Raw genomic sequence first — 17594 nt, forward strand, 5'->3', positions numbered from 1 at the left:
GGTACTGCAGGGGGGACCCTGTGGGAGAGTAGGACGCCGCCGAACTAATATTACGGAAAAGCCCCCGCACTTCGGTGTGGGGGCTTTTTTGCGTTCCGGCCCATACAGGCGCAGGCGGTGGGCTTTCCGAGACGCTTAGGGTCTGTAGGTATGCGCTACGACCTGGTGATCTTCGACAACGACGGTGTCCTCGTGGACAGCGAGCCCCTCTCCAACACCCTGCTCGCCGGGTACCTCACCGAACTCGGGCACCCCACCTCGTACGAGGACTCCCTGCGCGACTACATGGGGGCCGCCATGCATCGCGTACACGACCTGGTCGAGGAGCGGACCGGGGAGCGGTTGCCCGCCGATTTCGACGACGTCTTTCATCGGCGGGTGTTCGCCGCGTTCGAGCGGGAGCTGGAGGCGGTCCCGGGGGTCGAGGAGGTCCTGGAGAAGCTGACCGCGGACGGGGTTCCGTACTGTGTGGCGTCGTCCGGGAGCCATGAGCGGATCAGGGTCGGGCACCGGAAGACCGGGCTCGACCGGTGGTTCGGCGGCGGGCGCGTCTTCAGCTCGCAGGATGTCGGGCGAGGGAAACCGGCACCGGACCTGTTCCTGTACGCGGCCGAGCGGATGGGAGTGGCCCCGGACAAGTGCCTTGTCGTCGAGGACAGCCCGCTCGGAGTACAGGCGGCCCGCGCGGCCGGGATGGACGTGTACGGCTTCACGGCGATGACGCCGGCCGAGCGGCTGGCGGACGCCGACCGGCTCTTCGGCGAGATGGGCGAGCTTCTGGGACTTCTCCAGAGCTGAGCCCCCGGGCAGAAGCTGAGCATAATTCATCTTCTGGTTTCTCTACCCACGAGTAAGCCTGAGCTCTACGCTGAGCCGCCATGACAGATGTGCTGCGTCGTGGCCGGGCTTCCTTGGCGTTCAGCTTCTTCGCCCAGGGCGTCGCCTTTGCGCTCCTCGTGACGCGTATCCCGGCGATCCAGGACCGGTACGGCGTGTCCGACGGGCTGCTGCCCGCCTTCCTCGCCGCCGTACCGATCCTCGCCGGGGCCGGGAGCGTCTGCACCGAGCACCTGGTGAAGAGGGTGCCGCCGAGTCACGTACTGCGGTGGTCGCAGCCGGTCGTGCTGCTCGCGCTGCTGGGGGTCGGGGCCGGCGACGGGCTGTGGGAGCTGGGGCTGGCTCTCGCCGCGTTCGGACTCGCCGTCGGAGCGCTCGACGCGTCCATGAACATGCTCGGCGTGAGCCTCCAGCACACCTACGGACGCAGCATCATGCTCGGGTTCCATGCCGCGTACAGCCTCGGGGGGATCGTCGGAGCCTCGCTCGCGTGGGCGGGGGCGCACTGGGATCTGGCGCTGTTCGTGTCGTATCTGCCCGTCGTACTGGTGCTGGTGCCCGCCGCGTTGGTGGGGAGCCGCTGGTACGTCGACGGGAGCGGGCCCAACAGCGGTTCCAAGGAGGCCCAGGCGGCGGACAGCGTGGGCGGCGGAGCCGGTGGGGCCAGTGGTACGGGTGTGGGGTTCAAACTGCTGCTGCCGCTGTGTCTGGTGATGGCCATCGCCTACATCGGCGACTCGACCGTCTCCAACTGGAGCGCCAAGTATCTGCAGGACGTGCTCGGCAGCTCGGAGCAGCTGGCGACCGTTCCGTACAACGTCTACATGGTCACCACACTGCTCGGACGGGCCGTGGGGGACCTCGGGGTGCGGCGGTTCGGGGCCGTGGCGGTAGTGCGGGTCGGAGCGGTCGTCGCGGCGGCCGGCTTCGCGGTCGTGGCGGTGGCGCCGGGCGCCTGGGTCGGGATGCTCGGCTTCACCCTTGTCGGGTTCGGACTGTGTGTGATCGTGCCGCAGACCTTCGCGGCGGCCGGCAGGCTGTTCCCCGGGGCGGCGGACGCGGCCGTGGCACGACTGAACATCTTCAACTATGTGGGGTTCCTGATCGGTTCGCCCCTGGTGGGTGCTCTGGGCGATGCGTGGAGCTATCGGGGCGCGATGCTCGTACCGATGGCGTTGGTACTCGTGACACTGTTCTACGCCCGGTCGTTCGCTTCTGGACCTTCCCGATACGGTGACGGGCATGAGCGGCCGCGCACAGCTGATGTGGGACGAGGCAGTAACGGGCTATGACTTCGGTCCGGATCATCCGATGGATCCGGTCCGGCTGGCGCTGACCCGGCGCCTGGTCGACGCCTTCGGACTCGACCGGGAGGTGGATGTCGTCGCGGCCAAGCCCGCCGGTGACTCCACCCTGCGGCTGGTGCACAGAGAGGACTACGTCGAGGCGGTCAAGGCCGCCTCCGTGGATCCCCGGGCGGCCGACGCGGCGTACGGGCTCGGGACCATGGACGATCCCGCGTTCGCCGGTATGCACGAGGTGTCCGCCCTGATCGCCGGGCAATCAGTGGGTGCCGCCGAGGCCGTGTGGCGGGGTGACGCGCTGCACGCGGTGAACTTCGCGGGCGGGCTGCACCACGCGATGCCCGGGGGCGCGTCCGGGTTCTGCATCTACAACGACGCCTCACTGGCCATCGCCCGGCTGCTGGAGCTGGGGGCCGAGCGGGTCGCGTACGTGGATGTGGACGTGCACCACGGGGACGGTGTGCAGGCGGCGTTCTGGGAGGACCCGCGGGTGCTGACCGTGTCGCTGCACGAGCATCCGCGCACGCTGTTCCCGCAGACGGGGTGGCCCGAGGAGACCGGGGCCGCGGGCGCCGAGGGATCCGCCGTGAACGTGGCGCTGCCGGCCGGGACCGGGGACGCGGGGTGGCTGCGGGCCTTCCACTCCGTGGTGCCCGAGCTGATCGCGGACTTCCGGCCGCAGGTGCTCGTCACCCAGCACGGGGCCGATACGCACTTCGAGGATCCGCTCGCGCATCTGGCCGTGTCGCTGGACGCGCAGCGGGCCGTGCAGGTGGCGTGTCATGAGCTGGCACACGAGTACGCGGAGGGGCGGTGGGTGGCGCTCGGTGGGGGTGGGTATGCGGTGGTGGATGTGGTGCCGCGGTCCTGGACGCATCTCGTCGCGATCGCGGCGGGGCGGGAGGTGGAGCCGTCCTCCGTCATTCCTGAGAGTTGGCGGGCGGAAGTGTTCGCTCGTACGCGGCAGTTGGGGCCTGTGCGGATGACTGATGGGCGGTGGCCCGTGTCGTTCGTGGGGTGGGAAGCGGGGTACGACCCTGCGGATCGGTTGGATCAGGCCGTGTTGGCCGCTCGGCGGGCGGCGTTTCCCCTGCGGGGGTTGTTGGCCTAGGGCCTTTTGTCGCCCCCGCCGCCCCTACCCGTTCCCGTCCACACATGGGGGCTGCGCCCCCTCGCCCCCCTCGTCCTCAAACGCCGGACGGGCTGAAAGGGCGCACGGCGAGCGGGTTGAAAGAGCACACGCCGGACGGGCTGAAAGAGTGCACGGTGGGCGGGTTGAGGAAGGAAGGCGGGGCGCAGCCCGCGTTTCTTCAGGGGCGCGGGGAACTGCGCGGCCCGCCCCCACCGGCCCGCAGCCGAAATCCGGCGCGGCAGTTACGCCAACTGTGGGGTTGTCGGGCTGTTTTGGGCGCGGGCTCGTGGTGCCTGCGGGAGCATCGGGGGGTGGTGAGTACCGGGGCGTTGCGGGCGCATCTGCTGGCGGTGAGGCTGGCCGGGACCGTGGCGACCTCGCGGGAGGCGAGCCTCAGGAGTTATCGGCTGTTCGCCGCCCGGGACCCGCGGGTGACGATCGGACTCGATCCTGAAGGGGACTGGAAGCAGCCCGATCTGATCGCTCTGATGGCAGATAAGTGTGGCGTATCGGCAGATTCACGGCATACCTCCGGCCCCGATGTGATCGATCCCGATCGCACCCTCGTGGCGCTCGACGCCTTCGCGGAGCGCCTTGCGGAAGCCGCGCGGAACCGTTCCCCGGTGCTGCTCGGCACCGGACATCCGCACCGTCTGCTCGGCTTCTACGCCGCTCTCGCGGACGCTCTGTCGGCGGCCGGGTGTACCGTCCTCACCCCCGCGCATGGTAGCTGTGTCGACATAACGACCCGGTTCGGTCTACGCACGTACAACCTTGACTACGTACGGGGAGTCGCGCTGGTGCGGGAACCCGGGGTGCGAGGTGCCGGTCACGAGACCGGCGCGCACACACACTCACCCCTCCCGGTTCGCAGCGCCCTGGCCGCCGCGGCGGAGGCCGGCGGGCCGCTTCCCGAACTCGTGGTGGGGGACCACGGGTGGGTCTGCGGGGCAGGTCAGCTGGGGTTCGAGGCCATCGGCCTGGGTGACACCGATGATCCCGCGCTGTTCGTCGGCGAGGCAGAGGGGCGGGTGTCCGTCGTCGTTCCACTTGATGACGCTGTGCGGTCTGATTACTACCGACCGCTTACTCGCTATGTACTCAATCGAGCGTGTCTGTCACAGTAGGCCGCCGATGGGGGCTCCTCTTCCCCACTCGCATCACCCGCCCCTACTCTGGGGAGTGAGCACGCAACGACGAAGTGTCACCGGAAGGGGAAGCCGGCGACCGTCGAGTGCGGAAGGTTCAGGTGTGTCATGGCTGCTGGCGAGAGGCCTCTGAACGAGGTTCAGTTCCTTACCGTGGCGGAAGTCGCCTCGGTGATGCGAGTGTCGAAGATGACCGTGTACCGCTTGGTGCACAGCGGTCATCTGCCCGCGATCCGGGTGGGGAGGTCCTTCCGCGTCCCGGAGCAAGCGGTTCACGAGTACCTTCGCGAGTCCTACGTGGGGGTGGAGACAGCCTGACGGCGGTCCGGGAGAGGTCCCGGGGTGCTTGATCGCGTCCCCGGGATTTCGCCCGGAACCCCTCGATTACAACCTCTGGCGCTCAGGCGGGTAGGCTGGCCCCTCATAAGTCGTGTGGGCCCATGCAGCCCAGCAACGAGTAAAGAGAAGTGAGCGAGGGTAGTCGTGGGCTCTGTTATCAAGAAGCGGCGTAAGCGGATGGCCAAGAAGAAGCACCGCAAGCTGCTCAAGCGCACTCGCGTTCAGCGACGCAACAAGAAGTAGTCGCGGCCTGCGGCGGTCGCCCACCACGCGTGAGCGGGGCGTGGGCGACGCCGCGACAGTGCGCTCTGTGGCCCCTCACCTGTCGGTGGGGGGCCACAGTCGTGTGCGCCGGAGGGCCCGGTGAGGGCCTGTATGTCCGGTGATACGAACGCCGTGCGTATGTCTGGGCGTACGTTCCGTGCGGTGAATGGCTTGGTCTGATCGTATGTCCCGGGGTGCGGTCACTTCGTGCATCGGGCAGTCATCACAGCGCAACACCGACCCGCTAACGTGACCGTCACGGGGAACACGGCAGAGTACGAGCAGGTGTCGTCGACGGCTGGAAGGAAGGCGCTGATCTTGGGGAAGGTCGTGCTCGTGACCGGAGTGGCCCGTCAGCTGGGGGGCCGGTTCGTACGACGGATCCAGCGTGACCCCGAGGTGGACCGGGTGGTCGCCGTGGACGCGGTCGCGCCCGAGCACCACCTGGGCGGAGCGGATTTCGTACGCGCCGACATAAGGCAGCCCACCATCGCCAGGCTGCTGGCCGAGCACTCCGTGGACACGGTCGTGCACATGGACGTGACGGGCACCCCGCTGGGCAGCGGCAGCCGGGCCACGGTCAAGGAGACCAACGTCATCGGCACCATGCAGCTGCTCGGTGCCTGCCAGAAGTCGCCGACGGTCAAGCGGCTGGTCGTGAAGTCCAGTACGAACGTCTATGGGTCGGCGCCCCGCGATCCGGCCGTCTTCACCGAGACGACCCCGCCCAAGTCGCTGCCCAGCGGCGGCTTCGCGAAGGACACGGTCGAGGTCGAGGGGTATGTGCGGGGGTTCGCGCGGCGCCGGCCCGACGTCGCCGTGTGCGTGCTGCGGTTCGCCAACATCCTCGGACCGGGCGCGGACACCCCGCTCGCCGCGTACTTCTCGCTGCCGGTGCTGCCGACCGTGCTCGGCTACGATCCGCGGCTGCAGTTCGTGCACGAGGACGACGTGATCGACGTACTGCGGATCGCCTCGCACGAGCCGGAGCGGGGCACGCTCAACAGCGGCACGTTCAACATCACCGGCGACGGCGTCCTGCTGCTCTCGCAGTGCGCGCGCAGGCTCGGCCGGCCCACGGTCCCGTTGCTGATGCCCGCGATCAGCTGGGTGGGCTCGGCACTGCGTACGGTGGGCATGACGGACTTCTCGCCCGAGCAGCTGAGGCTGCTCACCCACGGCCGGGTCGTGGCGACGAACCAGATGCGCGAGACGCTCGGCTACCGGCCGAAGTTCACGACGGCGGAGACGTTCGCGGACTTCGCCCGCAGCCGGGGCCCCGGACTGCTGCCGCCCGAGGCCCTCGCGGGGGCCGTCGACCGGATCGCCGCACTGCCCGCACTGGGCGGTGGCCACCCCCCGACGCAGAGCGCCAACTGAGCGCCAACCGAGGAGCGCATCAACGATGGCGGACGCCAAGGTCATTCCGTTCGACGACGACCGGTCCCGCGGGAGTGCCGTACAACGGCCCGCGCGGCGCCGGGGCGCGGGGAGCAGGCGCAAGGGCGAGCCCACGGCGGTTCACGAGGTCCAGCCCCTGCCCGCACGAACGATTCCGCAGGATGATGTTCCTGTGACGCGTGAGGAACCGGCGGCTGGATCGCCTGCTGAAACGGCGGCCGGGGCGGCCGCTGTGGAGAAGCCGCGGGACGACGGCTGGGAGCGGCGGATCGCCGGCGGTCTGTCGTTCCTGCGGCGGCGCCTGACCGGTGACTACGAGGTCGACGACTTCGGTTACGACCAGGAGCTCACCGAGCAGGTCCTGATGTCGATGGTGCGCCCCCTCTACGAGAAGTACTTCCGCGTCGAGGTGAAGGGCATCGAGAACATCCCGTCCGAGGGCGGGGCGCTGATCGTCGCCAACCACTCCGGGACGCTGCCGCTGGACGGCCTGATGATGCAGGTCGCCGTCCACGACAACCATCCCGACAACCGGCATCTGCGGCTGCTCGCGGCCGACCTGGTGTTCATGCTGCCCGTGGTCAACGAGCTGGCCCGCAAGGCCGGCCACACCCTCGCGTGCGCGGAGGACGCCGAACGGCTGCTGCAGCGCGGCGAACTGGTCGGTGTGATGCCGGAGGGTTTCAAGGGCATCGGCAAGCCGTTCAGTGAGCGCTACAAGCTGCAGCGCTTCGGCCGCGGCGGGTTCGTGTCGACGGCGCTGCGCCAGGGCACGCCGATCATTCCGTGCTCCATCGTGGGCGCGGAGGAGATCTATCCGATGATCGGCAACGCGAAGACCCTCGCGCGGCTGCTCGGGTTCCCGTACTTCCCGATCACGCCGACGTTCCCGTGGCTGGGTCCGCTGGGCGCCGTGCCGCTGCCGACCAAGTGGACGATCCAGTTCGGCGAGCCGATCCGCACGGACGGTTATCCGCCGGAGGCGGCCGAGGACCCGATGCTGATGTTCAACCTGACGGACCAGGTCAGGGAACAGATCCAGCACACGCTCTACAAGCTGCTGGTGCAGCGCCGTTCGGTGTTCTTCTGACCGCTGGTTCCCACGGCTGACGCTGGTTCCCGCGGCTGACGACGAGTGCGTACGCGGATGGGGGCGCCCCTTGTGGAAAGGGGCGCCCCCACCTGCGTACCGACGGGAGCTAGTCCGCGTCCTCGCTGTCGATGCCCAGGCCCGGGAGCAGGCCCGGGAGGAGGGGCGGCAGGGTCACATCCGGCTCGGGGGCGGGAGTGTCCTTGCCTGACGGGGAGGCGCTGGTGTCGTCCTCCGGCGGGTCGAGGAGGCCGCCGGTGTTGCCGCCGAGCAGACCGTCGTCCTCCGTCTTGGACGTGGACGGCTTCGGCTTGCCGCTGCCCGTCCCGGAACCGGTGCCGTCGGACGAGTCGCGGCCCGAGGCGCTGGGCGGGACCGAGCGGTCCGACCCCGAGGAGCCGGGGGAGTCGGAACTCGGGCCCCGGTGGCGGCCGGTGCCCTCCGGAGCGGGCGGCTGCGGAAGCAGCGCGCGCAGCGGCTCGACCTCTTCGTCTATGGCGTCGAAGACCGAGCTGACCTGGCGGCTGACATCGCCGAGCTGGACGGGCAGCCGGTCGCGGAGGGCACCCCAGGCGTCGCGGTGCGACTGCGAGAAGGCCGAGAGCGCCTGGATGGGGCCCAGGGAGTCCGGGTCCCGCTCGTAGGCCTCGTGCAGCAGACGGTGGCCCTCGCCGGCGTCGTGCTGCATACCGAACAGCGCGCGCCTGATCTCGCCCAGGGACTCGTGGTCCAGGGGGCCCGAGCGACCGCGCTCCATCAGGCGACGCGCCTCGCTCAGCCGGGTGGAGGCCTGGTCGAGATAGAGCTCGCCGCGGTCGCTGCTGCCGTCGGCCATGCCCAGCTTGAGGTCCTCCATTCCGCGCTTGAGCCCGTAGAGCGAGTCACCGGGCAGGGCGTCGGAGCTGGCAGCGGCGACCCCGCTGAAGGCTCCGGCGGCCACACCCACGGTGAGTCCGCCCGCGGCGAGCCCCTTCGACAGCCGGGAACGGGGCCGCAGTTTCCCCAGTCCGGTCGCCCTGTGCGCGCCCCTGCCCCGGTGGGACCGTTGCTCGGGGACCGGAAGGCCCGTCGCATCGCCTCCCGCGGCCGTGCCCTCCAGCAGCATGGCCTCCATGGCGGCCACCAGCTGGGCCCTCTGGACGACCTTGACCTCGGGGTCCATCTGGGGTTTGGGCAGCTCGCCGAGGCCGGTCGCCAGGGACAGCATCCGGCTCTGCTCGGACCGGTCCGCGACAGCCGGAGCAGGTCCTTCGGACTGCTCGGCCGCCGTATCCCTGTCGGAGTGGTCCTCCAGGGCCTGGGCGAAGGCGTTCGTCCGCCGGTGCGCCGATACGTTCGCGATCACTGGCGGCACCTCCTCTCGTCATGACGGTCGGCTCCCCAGGGGGTCCTGAGGGTCACACCCCCTGACCACGACAACTCGATCGAGTGATCGAAGACGGCCAGGGTGTGACCACAGGGAGCCTGTATCCCGCACAACGAGCGGCTCGGCACTTGGGTTACGGACGACGGATGATCGGACCGTGAAGTCAACAGACTTTCACGGAGGGTGAGTTGGACGTCGCTGAGCGTATGGATTCATACGAGGTCGTACCCGGGCCGTACCGGTGCCGGTCCGGCGGGCCGGCCGCGTGGCGTCGAGCCTGCGGGGGTACGGGGTCTCAGCGGGCGTCTTCCGGGAGGAGCCGTGCCAGCGTGCGCACCGCCCGGTACTGGAGGGTCTTGATCGCGCCCTCGTTCTTGCCCATGACACGGGCGGTCTCGGCGACCGAAAGGCCCTGGAGGAACCGCAGGGTCACGCACTCCTGCTGCTGGGGGTTGAGGCGGCGGACGGCGTCCAGCAGTGCCGCGTTCGAGAGGGACTCCAGGACGGAGTCCTCGGGTGAGCGCTCGACCTCGTTGGCGTCGAGCATCTCGCCGGTGGTCACTTCGAGCCGGAAACGGCTCGACTTGAAGTGGTCCGCGACGAGGTTGCGGGCGATGGTGACCAGCCAGGCGCCGAAGTCACGGCCCTGCCAGGTGAACGTGCCGATGCGGCGCAGTGCGCGCAGGAACGTCTCGCTCGTCAGGTCTTCCGCGGTCGCCTTTCCGCCGACGCGGTAGTAGATGTAGCGGTACACAGTGTCGCTGTACTGGTCGTAGAGCCGGCCGAAGGCCTCGGCCTCACCAGCCTGTGCGCGCTCCACGAGATCCATCATCCGGGCGCTGTCACTGTCTGCGGCCGGGCGGCGTGCGGGGGTGGCTGGCGCGCTCGAACGTCCTCGTCTGCCGACCGCCGCGCTTCCCTCGGCCAGTGCGTAGCACGGGCCGACGGGCGCGACGGAGACAGCGAGGGCGGGGACGGCGTACGCGGTGGGGACGAAGCCGCGCAAGCGGTCGAGGACCGTTGCGCGCAGCGTAGCCAGGCCCGAGGCGTCAACCCCGACGTGTGGGTACACGGGACTCCCAGAGGCAGAGCTTCCATCACGTGCAGTACCGGACCTTTCACTCGTCGTAGCGAAGAGTGGGGTCCGTTATGCGTCTGAGGAGAATAACGCTTCGTACAGGCAGTGCTACACCCAGTTGCTCAAATCATCGATTACGTCGCTTCTGTAACCGAATGGCGCCTGATCAAGTGCCGGATAGTGACCGGTTGTTGATCGATTCGGTTCGCGTTCCGTCTGAGTCCGGGGCGTGTTGTGGCCGGGTGCCGTCAACGTGACGGGCGTGCCTTGAAGAGGCGCCGGGGTGCCGGGGCGCCCTAGCGGCGGCGGCGGTGCAGGGCGATGGCCGCCGCGGTGCCACCGGCGACCGCGCCCACCCCCGCGGCCGCGGGGATGCCGACCTTCGCGGCCTTGCGGCCCGTGCGGTAGTCGCGCAGCCGCCAGTCGAGCGTGCGGGCGTGCTTGCGGAGCTTGGCGTCCGGGTTGATCGCGTACGGGTGCCCGACCAGCGACAGCATCGGGATGTCGTTGTGGGAGTCGCTGTACGCGGCGCAGCGGCCGAGGTCCAGGCCCTCCGCGGCGGCCAGGGCGCGGACCGCCTCCGCCTTCGCGGGGCCGTGCAGGGGTTCGCCGACGAGCTTGCCGGTGTATACGCCGTCCACCGATTCCGCGACCGTGCCGAGGGCGCCGGTCAGGCCGAGGCGGCGGGCGATCACCGTGGCGATCTCCACGGGGGCGGCCGTGACGAGCCACACCTTCTGACCCGCGTCCAGGTGCGCCTGGGCCAGGGCACGGGTGCCGGGCCAGATGCGCTCGGCCATGTACTCGTCGTAGATCTCCTCGCCGATCGACATGAGTTCGGCGACGCGGTGGCCCTTCACGATGGACAGGGCGGAGTCGCGGGCGTCCTGCATGTGCTCGGGGTCCTCGACGCCGGCCAGCCGGAACCAGGCCTGCTGCCAGGCGAACCGGTAGAGGTCGCGGGACTCGAAGAACTTGCGCTTGTACAGGCCGCGGCCGAAGTGGAAGATCGCGGCGCCCTGCATCACGGTGTTGTCCAGGTCGAAGAACGCGGCGGCCTGGTCGTCGCCGTGCACCGGGAAGTCCGGTTCGGCGGTTCCTGGCGCGGCTGTGAGCTCTTCCAGTTCCTGGGAGGTCTTGCGCGCTGCCTCAGCCGAGGCTTCGCCTGCCAGCACGCTTCGCGCTGTCGCGGAGCGCCTACGGGGGGTGAGCCATCCGAGAGCGGCCATGGCGTGAGCATAGCCAGTTTGTTCGGGGCGGCTGGAGTCGGGAGGTTTGGATGCGGTGAACTCTTTGCGGCGTTGTTGTTGCGGAGCTTGGCCCTGGGGGCCGCTCCTGGGCTTCGCCGGGGGGTGTTCGTCGGGTGCGGGTTCGGTGGGGGTGGGCCCACGGGACTGCGCAGTTCCCCGCGCCCCTAAAAGATTGCGCCGTTCCCCGCGCCCCTGAGGACGAAAGATCGCGCCGTTCCCCGCGCCCCTGCGGACGAAAGATTGCGCCGTTCCCCGCGCCCCTGAAGACGAAAGACTGCGCCGTTCCCCGCGCCCCTGAAACAGGGCTGTCCGCCGGGTCCCTGTTTTTAGGGGCGCGGGGAACTGCGCGATCAGCCCCCGCTCACCCGCACCCGACCTACGGCCTCCGCGCGGGAGAATGGGGGGATGAGGTCTATTTTTCGGCGTGGGCGGGCGGAGCGGGTCGTTACGTTGATCGGGAAGCCCGGCTGCCATTTGTGTGAAGACGCACAGGGTGTTGTGGAGAAGGTCTGCGGTGAGCTCGGCGTGCGCTGGGAGAAGAAGGACATCACCGAGGACGCCGAACTGCACCGGGAGTACTGGGAGCAGATCCCGGTGGTGCTGGTGGACGGGGCGCAGCACACCTTCTGGCGGGTCGACGAGGGCCGGCTGCGGCGGGCGCTCACGGCGTAGGGGAGGCCGGTGGGGCGCAGGAGTAATCGGACCGTGGCCTGACTGAGCAGTCCGGCGGGGCCGGAATGTCACTTAGGATCGAGGGCGATTCGGACTCGGGGGCGGGGATCGTAGAGGAGAGTGTGCGGTTTTGCCCCCAAGATGTGAGGAACGAAGGTGCGTGTGCGCCGGTTCCGTACGGGTGCGCCGGGGGTGCGTGACCCCGGTCACGTTGGCCGGGCAAATCGGACACCATCTTTGTGCACGCGTTCACAAAGACATAGCCTGCATTCGACGGGGCGGTCCAGGGACGTGTGACCGCCTGAAGCCCCGCGCTACCCGCAGGAGCACCGTGGCAACTGGCCGAACTCACCGAACGGCGACCCGCAGCCGAGGGATTCCCGAGGCCACCGTCGCCAGGCTTCCCCTGTATCTCCGAGCCCTCACCGCTCTGTCGGAGCGCTCGGTACCCACGGTCTCCTCCGAGGAACTCGCGGCCGCGGCGGGGGTCAACTCCGCCAAGCTGCGCAAGGACTTCTCGTACCTCGGGTCGTACGGGACGCGCGGTGTCGGCTACGACGTCGAATACCTCGTCTACCAGATCTCCCGCGAGCTGGGCCTGACCCAGGACTGGCCGGTAGTGATCGTCGGGATAGGAAATCTCGGCGCCGCCCTGGCCAACTACGGCGGGTTCGCCTCACGCGGGTTCCGGGTCGCGGCGCTGATCGACGCCGATCCCGCGATGGCCGGGAAGCCCGTCGCCGGGATCCCCGTCCAGCACACCGACGAGCTGGAAAAGATCATCGACGACAACGGTGTGTCGATCGGTGTCATCGCGACCCCCGCCGGGGCCGCACAGCAGGTCTGCGAGCGGCTCGTCGCCGCCGGCGTGACCTCCATCCTGAACTTCGCGCCGACCGTGCTGTCCGTGCCGGACGGCGTCGACGTACGCAAGGTCGACCTCTCCATCGAGCTGCAGATCCTCGCCTTCCACGAGCAGCGCAAGGCCGGCGAGGAGGCCGAGGCGCAGGCCGACGCCGTACTCGCGGCCGAGGCCGAGGCCGCGGCGGCGAAGGGGGCCGGGAAAGGGCCCGACGGGGACGTTCCCGCCGTGATGCCGGCATGAGTCTTCTTGTTGTCGGGCTGAGCCACCGCAGCGCTCCGGTCAGCGTCCTGGAGCGCGCCGCGCTGTCCGCGGACGCCCAGATCAAGCTGCTCCAGGACACGGTCGCCGCCGAACCGGCCACCGAGGCCGCGGTGCTCGCCACCTGCAACCGGATCGAGCTGTACGCCGACGTGGACAAGTTCCACGCGGGCGTCGCCGAGCTCTCCACGCTGCTCGCGCAGCACAGCGGGGTCGGACTGGACGAGCTCACCCCCTACCTGTACGTGCATTACGAGGACCGGGCCGTCCACCATCTCTTCTCGGTGGCGTGCGGACTCGACTCCATGGTGGTCGGCGAGGGACAGATCCTCGGCCAGATCAAGGACGCGCTCGCCACCGCGCAGGAGCTGCACTCCGCCGGCCGGCTGCTGAACGACCTGTTCCAGCAGGCGCTGCGGGTCGGCAAGCGCGCTCACTCGGAGACCGGCATCGACCGGGCCGGGCAGTCCCTGGTGACCTTCGGCCTGGAGCAGTTCGCCGAGGACGCGACGGTCGACGCCTGGGCCCGGGACAAGCGGGTCCTGGTGATCGGCGCCGGCTCGATGTCCTCGCTGGCCGCCGCCACCCTGGCGCGCGCGGGCGTGGCCGAAGTGGTCGTCGCCAACCGGACGTTCGACCGGGCCGAGCGGCTCGCCACCCTGCTCGTGGAGCAGTACGCGCAGAGTAAGGCGGGAGAGGGCGGCACCGACGTGATCGCCCGTGCCGTGCCGATCGACGCCGTCGCGGATGAACTGACACGTGCCGATGTCGTCGTGTCGTGCACCGGCGCGACCGGTCTCGTCCTCACCGCCGAGGTCGTCGCGACCGCGATGGAGGGGCGTGCCGTCCGGGTGCCCGCTCCGGCCCCGGCCCCGGGTTCCGGTGCGCGCGCCGCGAGCGGTGCGTCCGCCGTACGAGGCGAGCTGCCGCCCACCAGCGTCGGCACCGAGGAGAACTGTCCCCTCGACCCCACCGCCGCGCAGGGCGCACAGAGCGTGCAGACCGTGCAGGGCACCGCCGGGTTCTCCGTGCTCGGCGAGGCCGCCGTGGCCGGAATGGGCGCGGCCGAACTGGGACAGCACGCCGCCTGGGTCGACAAGGGCGCGTCGGCGACGGCCGTCGAGGGCCAGAGCGGCTCCGTCGCGCTGCTCGACCAGGCCGCCGAGGCCGAGGCCATCACCGCCCTCGCCGCCGCCGCGGCCCTCCTCGGACGGGTGCCCGAGCGGCGCCGGCCCGAGCCCGTCGCCGAGGTGCCCAGGCCCACCCCCGTGCTCTCGCTGCTCGACCTCGCCATGCCCCGTGACATCGACGCGGCCGCGCACCGGCTGCCCGGGGTACGGCTGGTGGACATCGAGTCCCTCGCCGAGGCGTCCGCCGACGCGCCCATGGCCGCCGACGTCGACCAGGTGCGACGGATCGTCTCCGACGAGGTCGCCGCCTTCGGTGCCGCACTGCGGGCCGCGCACATCACTCCGACCGTCGTGGCGCTGCGCACGATGGCCGCCGACGTCGTCGCGGGCGAGATCGCCCGGCTCGACGGACGGCTGCCCGGCCTCGACGACAAGCAGCGCAGCGAGATCACCCAGACCGTGCGACGCGTCGTGGACAAACTGCTCCACGCGCCGACCGTACGGGTCAAGCAGCTGGCCGCGGAGCCCGGCGGTGCCGGGTACGCGGACGCACTGCGGACCCTGTTCGACCTGGACCAGGAGACGGTCGCCGCCGTCTCACGGGCCGAGGCGCGGGACGCCGACACCGATACCGCCGGTGCTGTGGGCACCGCCGGTGCCGTGGGCGACGGTCGTCGTGGTGACGGTGGGTTCGGCGACAGCAGAATGTTCGACAGCGACAACTTCGAGAGCGCCGAAAACCGAGGGCGAGCATGACTGAGCAGGCACTGAGGCTCGGGACCAGGCGGAGCAGACTCGCCATGGCCCAGTCCGGGCAGGTGGCGGACGCCGTGAGCCAGGTGACCGGACGGCCCGTCGAGCTCGTGGAGATCACGACCTACGGGGACACGTCCCGAGAGCACCTCGCGCAGATCGGCGGCACGGGCGTCTTCGTGACCGCCCTGCGCGAGGCGCTGCTGCGCGGGGAGGTCGACTTCGCCGTGCACTCCCTCAAGGACCTGCCGACCGGGCAGCCCGACGAGCTCGCGCTGGCCGCCGTACCCGTCCGCGCGGACGTCCGTGACGTGCTGATCGCACGCGACGGTCTGACGTTCGCCGAGCTGCCGGACGGGGCGAGGATCGGTACCGGTTCGCCGCGTCGCATGGCCCAGCTGAACGCGTACGCGCGTGACCTCGGGCTGACCATCGAGACCGTGCCGATCCGCGGGAACATCGACACGCGGATCGGGTTCGTGCGGGACGGCGAGCTGGACGGTGTCGTGCTGGCCGCCGCTGGACTGCAGCGCGTCGGACGGACCCACGAAGTGACCGACTTCCTGCCGGTCGACATCATTTTGCCCGCCCCCGGCCAGGGGGCCCTCGCGATCGAGTGCGCCGCGGACAACGCGGACCTCGTCGCTGCGCTCGCCGAGCTCGACGACCCGTACACCCGGGCCGCCGTGACCGCCGAGCGATCCCTGCTCGCCGCCCTGGAGGCCGGTTGCAGCGCACCTGTGGGTGCCTTCGCCGACCTGCTGGCCGACGGGCAGACTGTCAAGGAATTGCGCCTGCGCGGCGTCGTCGGCACGACCGACGGCTCGACGCTGGTGCAGTTGTCCACCACCGGTCCCGTGCCCGAGACACATGACCAAGCAATGGCGCTCGGCCGTGAACTCGCTGCCGAGATGCTTGCCAAGGGCGCGGCCGGTCTGATGGGGGAGCGAGTACATTGAGCCCCACCACCCTTCCCATCGGCCTCGAACACGGGCACGTCACCTTCCTCGGTGCCGGACCCGGTGATCCGGGACTGCTGACTCTGCGCGCCGTCGAGGCGCTGGGGAACGCTGATGTCCTGGTCGCCGAACCCGAAGTGCTCGACGTCGTCCGCACGCACGCCAGACGAAACGTCACCGTGCTCGACACCGATACGGGCGCGAGCCCGGACACGCCTCAGCTGAAGGTAGTTGACGGCACGTCAGCCACCTCTGGCGTCCCCGCGTCGAAGGACGCGGCCAATATTGTCATGGAGGCCGCGAGGGGCGGCAGGCGGGTCGTCCGTGCGGTCTCGGGCGACCCCGGGCTCGACGCGTACGCCGCCGGCGAGATGCTCGCCTGCGCCGCCGCGGGGGTGCCTTTCGAGGTCGTTCCCGGTGTCGCCGCCGCTGTGGGTGTGCCCGCTTACGCGGGTGTGCCGTTGCGGGACGCCGAGGGTGCGGACGTGCGGTTCGTCGACGCCCGTACCGCGTCCGCGCGGTGCTGGGCCGAGGTCGGGGCGTCCGACGGGACCGTGGTTGTTTCGGCCGCGCTTGATTCCGTGGGGGCCGCCGCGGGGGAGCTTGTGGCTGCGGGGCGTAAGCCCGATACCCCTATGACCGTCACCGTCGCCGGTACCACCACGCGGCAGCGGACCTGGTGCGCCACGCTCGGCACCATCGCGCAGACGCTGAAGCAGGCCAAGGTGCTGCCCTCGCCCGAGGGCGGGCGGCCGGTGATAGCCGTGGTCGGCGAGCGTTCCTCCGCCGCTCAGCGTGAGCAGCTCTCGTGGTTCGAGTCCAAGCCGCTGTTCGGCTGGAAGGTGCTCGTGCCGCGTACGAAGGAGCAGGCGGCGTCGCTCTCCGACCAGCTGCGGTCGTACGGGGCCGTGCCGCACGAGGTGCCCACGATCGCCGTGGAGCCGCCGCGGACGCCCCAGCAGATGGAGCGGGCGGTCAAGGGTCTGGTGACGGGCCGGTACGAGTGGATCGCCTTCACTTCGGTCAACGCCGTCAAGGCCGTGCGGGAGAAGTTCGAGGAGTACGGGCTCGATGCGCGTGCCTTCGCCGGGATCAAGGTCGCTGCTGTGGGTGAGCAGACCGCCAAGGCGTTGATCGCTTTCGGGGTCAAGCCTGATCTGGTGCCGAGTGGGGAGCAGTCCGCTGCTGGGCTGCTTGAGGACTGGCCGCCTTACGATCCCGTTTTTGATCCGATCGATCGGGTGTTTCTGCCTCGGGCCGATATCGCGACCGAGACATTGGTTGCTGGGTTGATCGAGCTCGGGTGGGAGGTCGATGACGTCACGGCTTATCGGACCGTGCGTGCTTCGCCGCCGCCGGCCGATACCCGTGAGGCGATCAAGGGCGGTGGGTTTGATGCCGTTCTGTTCACGTCGTCCAGCACTGTGCGGAATCTGGTGGGTATTGCCGGGAAGCCGCACAACGTGACCGTCATCGCGTGTATCGGGCCCGCTACGGCGAAGACCGCCGAAGAGCACGGGCTGCGCGTCGATGTCATGTCGCCCGAGCCGTCCGTGCACCGGCTGGCCGAGGCGTTGGCGGAGTTCGGGCTTCGGCGGCGGGCTTCCGCTCTTGAGGCCGGGGATCCTGTCACCCGGCCCAGTGAGCGGCGGCCCGGGTCTCGGCGTCGGCGTACCACCACGTAGTTCCTTTTTGGGCTACTTACCGCCGCGTGGTCCGTTCGTTGTGGGTCGGGGCCGTGCCGGTAC

At 69.9% G+C, this 17594-nt stretch carries 16 protein-coding genes; 13 read left to right on the forward strand and 3 right to left on the reverse strand.

Annotated features, from left to right (window positions below):
• Positions 1-150: 150 nt before the first annotated feature.
• From C6Y14_RS34440 to C6Y14_RS34475, 8 genes are all read left to right on the forward strand, one after another.
• Positions 151-798, forward strand: coding sequence for an HAD family hydrolase (locus tag C6Y14_RS34440; protein WP_107020815.1), 648 nt, complete (start codon positions 151-153; stop codon positions 796-798).
• Positions 799-878: 80 nt separating this feature from the next.
• Positions 879-2129, forward strand: coding sequence for an MFS transporter (locus C6Y14_RS34445; RefSeq protein WP_107020816.1), 1251 nt, complete (start codon positions 879-881; stop codon positions 2127-2129).
• Positions 2080-3252: an acetoin utilization protein AcuC gene (locus C6Y14_RS34450; RefSeq protein ID WP_107020817.1), complete on the forward strand. Its 1173-nt coding sequence runs from the start codon at positions 2080-2082 to the stop codon at positions 3250-3252. Before C6Y14_RS34445 ends, C6Y14_RS34450 begins: the two co-directional genes overlap by 50 nt.
• Before the next feature lie 332 nt (positions 3253-3584).
• Positions 3585-4400 carry a phosphatase gene (locus tag C6Y14_RS34455; RefSeq protein WP_107020818.1) on the forward strand — a complete coding sequence of 272 codons (816 nt, stop codon included), beginning with the start codon at positions 3585-3587 and terminating at the stop codon, positions 4398-4400.
• Between the two features lie 129 nt (positions 4401-4529).
• On the forward strand, positions 4530-4739 hold the full coding sequence (locus C6Y14_RS34460) for a helix-turn-helix domain-containing protein (RefSeq protein WP_093781815.1): 210 nt from the start codon (positions 4530-4532) through the stop codon (positions 4737-4739).
• Between the two features lie 165 nt (positions 4740-4904).
• Complete coding sequence (locus C6Y14_RS34465) at positions 4905-5003, forward strand: 30S ribosomal protein bS22 (RefSeq protein ID WP_003948845.1); 99 nt, start codon at positions 4905-4907, stop codon at positions 5001-5003.
• A gap of 339 nt (positions 5004-5342) precedes the next feature.
• Positions 5343-6404, forward strand: coding sequence for an NAD-dependent epimerase/dehydratase family protein (locus tag C6Y14_RS34470; protein WP_107020819.1), 1062 nt, complete (start codon positions 5343-5345; stop codon positions 6402-6404).
• Between the two features lie 25 nt (positions 6405-6429).
• Positions 6430-7515, forward strand: a complete 1086-nt coding sequence (locus C6Y14_RS34475) for a lysophospholipid acyltransferase family protein (protein WP_107020820.1) — start codon at positions 6430-6432, stop codon at positions 7513-7515.
• Between the two features lie 109 nt (positions 7516-7624).
• Here C6Y14_RS34475 and C6Y14_RS34480 read toward each other — a convergent pair whose 3' ends face one another.
• The 3 genes from C6Y14_RS34480 to C6Y14_RS34490 form a co-directional block, all read right to left on the reverse strand.
• Positions 7625-8860 carry a DUF5667 domain-containing protein gene (locus C6Y14_RS34480; protein WP_107020821.1) on the reverse strand — a complete coding sequence of 412 codons (1236 nt, stop codon included), beginning with the start codon at positions 8858-8860 and terminating at the stop codon, positions 7625-7627.
• A 316-nt stretch (positions 8861-9176) separates the two neighbouring features.
• On the reverse strand, positions 9177-9953 hold the full coding sequence (locus C6Y14_RS34485; protein WP_107020822.1) for an ECF subfamily RNA polymerase sigma factor, BldN family: 777 nt from the start codon (positions 9951-9953) through the stop codon (positions 9177-9179).
• A gap of 302 nt (positions 9954-10255) precedes the next feature.
• The gene (locus tag C6Y14_RS34490; protein ID WP_107020823.1) at positions 10256-11188 is read right to left on the reverse strand and encodes an HAD family hydrolase; all 933 of its coding nucleotides are present in this window, start codon (positions 11186-11188) and stop codon (positions 10256-10258) included.
• A 426-nt stretch (positions 11189-11614) separates the two neighbouring features.
• On the opposite strand from C6Y14_RS34490, the gene C6Y14_RS34495 reads away from it, so the two are divergent.
• From C6Y14_RS34495 to C6Y14_RS34515, 5 genes are all read left to right on the forward strand, one after another.
• Positions 11615-11881, forward strand: a complete 267-nt coding sequence (locus tag C6Y14_RS34495) for a glutaredoxin family protein (RefSeq protein WP_107020824.1) — start codon at positions 11615-11617, stop codon at positions 11879-11881.
• Between the two features lie 331 nt (positions 11882-12212).
• Positions 12213-12986, forward strand: coding sequence for a redox-sensing transcriptional repressor Rex (locus C6Y14_RS34500; RefSeq protein WP_107020825.1), 774 nt, complete (start codon positions 12213-12215; stop codon positions 12984-12986).
• Positions 12983-14890: a glutamyl-tRNA reductase gene (locus C6Y14_RS34505; RefSeq protein WP_107020826.1), complete on the forward strand. Its 1908-nt coding sequence runs from the start codon at positions 12983-12985 to the stop codon at positions 14888-14890. The genes C6Y14_RS34500 and C6Y14_RS34505 overlap by 4 nt, the downstream gene beginning before the upstream one ends.
• A complete protein-coding gene (gene hemC, locus C6Y14_RS34510) occupies positions 14887-15846 on the forward strand; it encodes a hydroxymethylbilane synthase (protein WP_107020827.1) in 960 nt (319 codons plus the stop codon). The genes C6Y14_RS34505 and hemC overlap by 4 nt, the downstream gene beginning before the upstream one ends.
• On the forward strand, positions 15843-17531 hold the full coding sequence (locus C6Y14_RS34515) for a bifunctional uroporphyrinogen-III C-methyltransferase/uroporphyrinogen-III synthase (RefSeq protein ID WP_107020828.1): 1689 nt from the start codon (positions 15843-15845) through the stop codon (positions 17529-17531). The genes hemC and C6Y14_RS34515 overlap by 4 nt, the downstream gene beginning before the upstream one ends.
• The last annotated feature ends 63 nt before the right edge of the window (positions 17532-17594 follow it).

This window comes from Streptomyces dioscori, assembly GCF_003024195.1.
In the GTDB taxonomy this organism is placed as follows: domain Bacteria; phylum Actinomycetota; class Actinomycetes; order Streptomycetales; family Streptomycetaceae; genus Streptomyces; species Streptomyces dioscori.